At 52.6% G+C, this 6,742-nt stretch carries 7 protein-coding genes; all 7 read left to right on the forward strand.

What is annotated here, in order from left to right:
• On the forward strand, window positions 1-1,226 hold a 1,226-nt coding region (locus ABYW01_RS10635), incomplete at its 5' end, for an SIS domain-containing protein (protein ID WP_372832610.1).
• 6 nt (window positions 1,227-1,232) lie between these two features.
• Entirely contained in the window at window positions 1,233-1,991 is a 759-nt protein-coding gene (locus tag ABYW01_RS10640; RefSeq protein ID WP_372832611.1) for a DapH/DapD/GlmU-related protein, read from the forward strand.
• Window positions 1,988-3,130, forward strand: a complete 1,143-nt coding sequence (locus ABYW01_RS10645; protein ID WP_372832612.1) for a glycosyltransferase — start codon at window positions 1,988-1,990, stop codon at window positions 3,128-3,130. The genes ABYW01_RS10640 and ABYW01_RS10645 overlap by 4 nt, the downstream gene beginning before the upstream one ends.
• Window positions 3,131-3,460: 330 nt before the next feature.
• Entirely contained in the window at window positions 3,461-3,952 is a 492-nt protein-coding gene (locus ABYW01_RS10650) for a hypothetical protein (protein ID WP_372832614.1), read from the forward strand.
• Window positions 3,953-3,961: 9 nt separating this feature from the next.
• On the forward strand, window positions 3,962-5,446 hold the full coding sequence (locus ABYW01_RS10655; RefSeq protein WP_372832615.1) for a GumC family protein: 1,485 nt from the start codon (window positions 3,962-3,964) through the stop codon (window positions 5,444-5,446).
• A complete protein-coding gene (locus ABYW01_RS10660) occupies window positions 5,443-6,543 on the forward strand; it encodes a glycosyltransferase (RefSeq protein WP_372832616.1) in 1,101 nt (366 codons plus the stop codon). Before ABYW01_RS10655 ends, ABYW01_RS10660 begins: the two co-directional genes overlap by 4 nt.
• Window position 6,544: 1 nt before the next feature.
• A partial coding sequence (locus tag ABYW01_RS10665; protein ID WP_372832617.1) for a hypothetical protein occupies window positions 6,545-6,742 on the forward strand: 198 nt, incomplete at its 3' end.

Consider the following 6,742-nt stretch of genomic DNA (forward strand, 5'->3'; position numbering starts at 1 on the left):
TTTCATCAGATGAGCGCGCCTTAGGCGATCAGTTTAATCGCATTCTCTATCTGAAAGATGGTGATCAGGTCCGGATCAGTACTGATCGGATCAGCATACGAGAAAAAAGCGGGCGGAAGGTACACCGGCATACACAGGAACGAATTCAAAGCACCCGTTTGCATAACCAACAAAATCAGGTGTTTTATCATCGCGAAATTCATGAGCAACCTGAAGCCATCTCGCGTACGTTAAATGCAACACAGCGCCAGTTACAAACATTGCCGCAATCACTTTTCGATGCTGAGCGGCTAACAATCATTGCTAGCGGCAGCTCTTATCACGCAGCACTGATCGCAAAAAGCTGGTTTGAAACCTATGCCGGTCTCCCGGTAGATGCACTGATCGCATCAGAGTTTCGATACAGTCCCCCGCTACTCAAAGCCAATGGGGTCACGATCATTCTTTCACAGTCCGGCGAAACGAGTGACACGCTGCAATCACTTCGCTTCGCCCGCGAGCAGAAACAACACGTACTCGCGGTGGTGAACTCACATAACAGCAGTATCAGCCACGAAGCTGATTACAGTATTACGACCCAGGCGGGCCCTGAACTCAGCACGGTTGCCACCAAGTCGTTCTGTTGCCAACTGGCTGCACTAGCCAGTCTGGTCATCAAAGCCTCACTGCAACGCCAGTTACTGGAACTGTCAGCGGCGACTCGGTTACATCAATTACTTTTCACCCTTCCGGCCATGCTCGAACAGGTGATCGCAGATGAGACCATTTTTCAACGTATAGGTCAGCAACTCGCCACATATAACCATCTCATCTTAACGGGCTATGGATATAGCCATCCTTTAGCGCTGGAAGGCGCATTAAAGTTCAAAGAGATCGGCCATATCCACGCTGAAGGTATCGCCGCAGGCGAACTGAAGCACGGTGCTATCAGTCTGCTTGAAACCAACATACCCATCATGGCGCTGGCATCACGGGATGAACGTACACTCAAGACACTGACGGATACGCTCGGTGTTTACGCGCCTGACATCAAACCCATCTTACTCGCAGACAAGGTCAGCTTAAGCGCGGTGACCCAATCACATGTCGAGAAGATAGAACTCCCAGATATCCCCCCCTTATCAGTCCCATTCTGCACGCTGCCGCGTTGCAGCTCATTGCCTATCACACTGCTCGTGCCAAAAGTGCAGATATGGACCGTCCTGTTAACCTGGCTAAACCGGTGACCGAATATGAATAATTTGCAGACATTCAAACAATGGGTAAAAACCGCAGATCATCCTCTCGCCCTGACGATTAAAGGTCTGCACGGGAATCTACGTCATGTTGAGATGCCCAGTATCCCACTCATCTACACACCGCTACGGATCACACATCAACTGATCAGCAACCTGTTCAGCAGGCTCATTCAGTTCACATACTGGACGCCGATGTTCAAAACCCGTCTCAGCGCACCGTGTCGCCGACTTTATCTATACGGCGGCATGCCATTGGTCCAGGGCAGCCTTGCTCTTGAGATCAGCGACGACTGCAGAATCTCCGGCCATACAACCTTTTCAGGGCGCTGGAGCAGCCGTGAGACACCCATCCTGAAGATCGGAAAGAACGTTGGGATTGGCTGGCAAACCACCATCGCAGTAGGTACAAAAGTGGTTATCGGTGACAATGTGCGTATTGCCGGACGTGGTTTTCTTGCGGGCTACCCAGGCCACCCTGTCGACCCGATTGCCCGGGCGAAAGGATTACCGGACACCGATGATCAGGTCGGCGATATCATCCTGGAACGGGACGTGTGGCTGGGCTCAAACGTTACCGTCATGAAAGGTGTCACTATTGGCGAAGGGACGATTGTTGCTGCCGGTAGCGTGGTAACGCGTGACCTGCCTGCCCATGTTCTGGCCGCTGGCGTACCGGCCAAAGTGATCAAGACACTCACAGCAGAATCAGACACCACCGGCGGCGCAGAGCAGCTAAGGAAAGGTGCAGCATGAATATCGATATGCTGGTTTTCGGCGAGGATTGGGGGCGTCATCCAAGCAGCACTCAGCACCTGATCCACCATTTGATGACTGAACAGGAGATCGTTTGGGTCAATTCGCTGGGATTACGCCGCCCTCGACTTAACCGCCAGGACCTGCAACGCGTAGTGCTCAAAGCGCGTGCGATGCTGGCCCCGAATTACACCGACAGACTGGCACAATGTGTGTCGGGTCAGCCACATATCATTCAGCCGCGTGCACTTTCATGGCCCGGTAGTCGCACCGCCAGACGTATCAACCAAACATTGTTGCTGCGTAAACTTCGCCCACTTATCGAACAAAGTGTTCGTCAGCCGCTACTCTGGACATCCCTCCCCTCCGCCGTGGATGTGGTAGGCAAACTCGGCGAACGTGCAGCGATCTACTATTGTGGCGATGATTTTTCTGCTCTAGACGGCGTTGACCATACTCCGGTCATGGCCATGGAGCAGGAATTAGCAGACAAATGTGACCTGATCATCACAGCCAGCAACACTCTGGCAAACAAATTTCCGAGTCACAAAACAAGAGTGTTACCCCACGGAGTTGATACTGAACTCTTCGGTAAACGCAAACCCCGCGCCAACGATCTACCTGCAGGACCCGTTGCCGGATTCTACGGATCGCTCGCCGGCTGGTTTGATCAGTCGCTTTTTACTGCCGTTGCCCGACGCTTGGCAAATTGGACCTTTGTCCTGATTGGCCCTGCAAAAACCGACATCAGTATGCTGCTGGCAGAACCCAACGTCCGCTGGCTGGGCGCCAAACCCCATCACGAACTGCCCGGTTATTGCCAACACTGGGACGCAGGACTACTCCCCTTTAAGCGCAACGCACAAATTGATGCCTGCAACCCTCTCAAGCTCCGGGAATATCTGGCTGCTGGCAGCCCAGTGATCACAACCGACTTTCCTGCACTCGACGGTTATCGTGACCTCATACATATCAGTAACCGAGCCGACGTTTTTGCCGCAATGATCGAGCAACAGTGTCGACACAGCCCGGAGTTTCGTGCACGAGAACGGGCGGCACGCAAAGCACGCGTTGCCCAGGAAAGTTGGTTTCAACGCGCAACAGACCTGCAACACATACTTTCAACACTCCCAGCCTGAGGCTGAGCAACACCCTATCTATGGTCAGGCCTTTCAGCCTGTATCGGACATTCCGGGTCTGATACAGGCTGTTTTTTATGCAACTCGCCCGGCTATTCGCAAAATGCGAAACGAATTGAGAGGCTCATCAAACATCGGACGTCATCCAGCACCATTCATCCGTTTTCAATCCTAACAAAGACACTCACCTCAAGCTTACCAACTCTCCTGAAGCGCCCGATTTATAAGGGTTCTCGCATATTGAACAACCTCTAAATTCGATTCTGGCCCAGACTTTGCGATCTCTTTTCCAATCGCTGCACGTATGCAGGCTTACTACGGAGAAAGATAATGATGTCCGCCCTGATCAGAGCTATCCGATTCGCAGCACTTACCAGCACCGTTGCTCTGGTATCCGGCTGTGCAACCACCTTACAAACTCCGGATCTCAACCTGATCACCCGTCAGGCTGCAGATGCCGAGCAATCCAGCCAAGCCGGAGCCATTAGCATATCTGAAATGCTGTCGCGTGCTCGGGGCCAGTCTGCGCAACCCAACGGACAAACCGAAAAGACGTTGGAACTTCGCTTCACCAGCCGCAGCCTTGAACTCACAGCCAGCCAACAAGATGCCCTGAATCGCTATGCCAATACACGACCCAGTCAAACATTGCAGGTTGATTGCGCGCCCTCGGCCACTTCTGACCCTGTCACTGCAGCATCAGTCGCAGTTTCGCGATGCATAAAAGTCAGTCGCTTTCTGGAAAAACGTACGCATACAACCGCTATTTCCCTGCAACCCACACTCGAGCCGGACCAGATCCGCGTCTCAGAGTCTGAGTAGGATACGATCATGATCCGCAGCACACTGGTCCGTAATCTAGCCTCTCTGCTATGGGCAGGCTGGCGTCGCAGATACATGATAGCGATCCCAGCCCTCTTGATGCCATTCATCGGTCTCGCGGTCGGCGTGCTGTCGCCAAAACAATACGAAACCTCAACCACCATCCTGTTTCAGGAAGCATCACAACACAATCCGTTTCTGGAAGACCTCTCCATCGCAACCAACCTGAAGGCCCGGATGGACGCGTTAACCGCCCTGTTACATAGCCGTCATGTATTAGCCGGTGTGGCCTGGAAGATGGAACTGATCAACGATGATATGGATGAAAAAGATAAACTCACCATCATCAGCGAGTTATCCCGTTCTCTAAAAGCGCGTCTCGTAGGGGACAATCTGATTCAGATTACCTACCGTGCGCCGGAACGCGGACGCATGGTCGAAACCCTGTCGATGATCAGTATGCGGTTTGTCGAACGGGTACTGGCACCACAACGTTCATCTATCCTGCAATCAGAGAACTTTCTCGCTAAAGAACTTAAACAACGCAGCACCGACCTGCTCGCAGCAGAAACAGCACTCGCCGAGTACAAAAACCGACACGCCAGCGAATTACCCACGCTACACAGCGCCAACGTATCACGACTGGCAGAACTGCAGTCCGTGCTGGCGGAGAGACGCATTGAGCTCGACGGAGCTAAGGCCGCGCAATACAGCCTGGCTATTCGCCTGTCACAAACGGACCCGGTTATTGGGAAAATTGAAGAATCCATCGTGACCGTGATGGCAGAACTCACCGAATTGCGGGCGCGTTATACCGATCAGCACAGCAGCGTACAGAATGTTCTGGCCAGACTGCAGGCATTAGAGCGAGAACGTAGCCGAGTGCTGCAAAACATGCAGTCGATCGACCACACCAATCTGGACCGGGAACAACTGGAACGTTTGTGGGCAATCGCCACTAGCTCGCGTCAAACCTCCGAACAGAGCACCAACAGCCATCCTTTGCTGATTTCCCAGCTCGAACGACTGCAACAAGCTGATGATCATATCGAACGTCTGACGAAAGAGGTCAGCTCGTTCGCCAAAGAGATTGAGAAACTGCAACAACGTGTTAACGGGTACGGTCAGCACGAGCGTCGTCTGAATGAACTTAAACGCGATATTCAGGTGCGACAGAAGATCTATCAGGATCTGTCTGAGCGCCACGAACTGGCGCGCGTGACCGGATCTCTGGGGAAAACGGAGGAAAGTGAACGGGTGAAATTGATTGATCCACCCTACGAACCCCTGGCTCCCATCAATTTGCCGCTGTTTGTATTTGTCATCGCAGGATGTGTTGCAGGTCTCGGACTGGGCCTTGGGCTCGCGTGCATCACTGAACTGCTGGATACCAGCATCCGTCGCAAAGACACCCTGAAACAGATATTGAATGTGCCGGTATTGGCACGCATCCCCTCTCACCCTTCGTTAAATACCGGAGACACCTCGTCATGAATAAAAAGGTCATTGTGCAGGTTGTACAACACCTGCAACCCGGCGGAATAGAAACTATGGCGCTTGATCTAATGCATGAGCTGAGTGATCGGGCAGACGTTCATATAATCAGTCTGGAAGGAACGGCCAGCAACGCGATTGCCCATTGGCCACGCCTGGAAGCTAAAAAAGACAATCTACATTTTTTCGACAAAGCGCCCGGAATGAACCCTCAGTTGATCTGGCGACTCCACCTAAAAATGCGTGAATTAAACGCAACGTCTGTTCACAGTCACCACATCGGACCGTTATTTTATGGTGGCTTTGCGGCCAAGCTGGCTCAGGTCGAGAGCCATGTACACACTGAACACGATGCCTGGCACCTGAATACCAATGACAATGCGCGACTTGAACGCTGGTTGATCCGCACTTTACGTCCAACACTGGTCGCTGACTGTGATGCGGTTGCTGAAGACTTATTGTTTCACTTTCCTCAAAGCGATCCGGAAATCATTCTCAACGGTATCGATACCAACCGGTTTATCCCCGTGAGTGAGGCCAAAAAACGTGAACAACGTGAACGCTTAAACCTGCCTATCGAAGGGCTCATCATCGGCTGCGCCACACGTCTTGAAACGGTCAAAGGCCACAAGTACCTGCTTCATGCGATCAGTAAAACTGACGACACTATATTGGCGTTGGCAGGCGACGGTAGCTTACGCCCGAGCTTACAGAAGTTAGCGACGAAGCTGGGGATTGCTCATCGGGTGCAATTTTTGGGCGCTATGGATGATGTCGTACCGTTTTATCAGTCACTGGATCTATTCTGTTTACCATCCCTAAACGAGGGATTGCCGCTGTCGCCACTAGAGGCCCAGTCCTGCGGAGTCCCCGTCATCATCACGGATGTAGGCGGCTGCCGCAGTATTGTCTGCCCCCGTTCGGGAGGCCTGATCCCACCCGCCGACAGTGAAGCTCTGCGCCAGTCGATCCTCTGTTTTCAGTACGCCAATCAACCACCCACCCCACGCCAATTCGTGCTTCGCACCGGTAATTTAGAAAAAACCGCACGGGCGTATTTTAACCTGCTCCATCCACCTGTCGCAGAGGAGTGTTGAAATGGCTACCTGGTTGCTCTGCCTGCTTTTACTACTATGGGCATTGGTGGTTTATCACCACGTGGGCTATCCCTTGCTCATCACGTATTTGAGTCGTCCGACAATACGCTCTGCACACCTGGCGGAAGAGGCTCAAGCGCTCCCCCATATAGTCATGATGGTTCCAGCGTACAATGAAGCAGAGGTCATTGCCGACAAA

Source organism: Pontibacterium sp. (assembly GCF_041587635.1).
Taxonomy (GTDB): domain Bacteria; phylum Pseudomonadota; class Gammaproteobacteria; order Pseudomonadales; family Balneatricaceae; genus Pontibacterium.

Coding starts and splice junctions, on each gene's coding strand:
- ABYW01_RS10655 (WP_372832615.1), top strand. CDS start 3,962: ATGATCCGCAGCACACTGGTCCGTAATCTAGCCTCTCTGCTATGGGCA.
- ABYW01_RS10645 (WP_372832612.1), top strand. CDS start 1,988: ATGAATATCGATATGCTGGTTTTCGGCGAGGATTGGGGGCGTCATCCA.
- ABYW01_RS10640 (WP_372832611.1), top strand. CDS start 1,233: ATGAATAATTTGCAGACATTCAAACAATGGGTAAAAACCGCAGATCAT.
- ABYW01_RS10660 (WP_372832616.1), top strand. CDS start 5,443: ATGAATAAAAAGGTCATTGTGCAGGTTGTACAACACCTGCAACCCGGC.
- ABYW01_RS10650 (WP_372832614.1), top strand. CDS start 3,461: ATGATGTCCGCCCTGATCAGAGCTATCCGATTCGCAGCACTTACCAGC.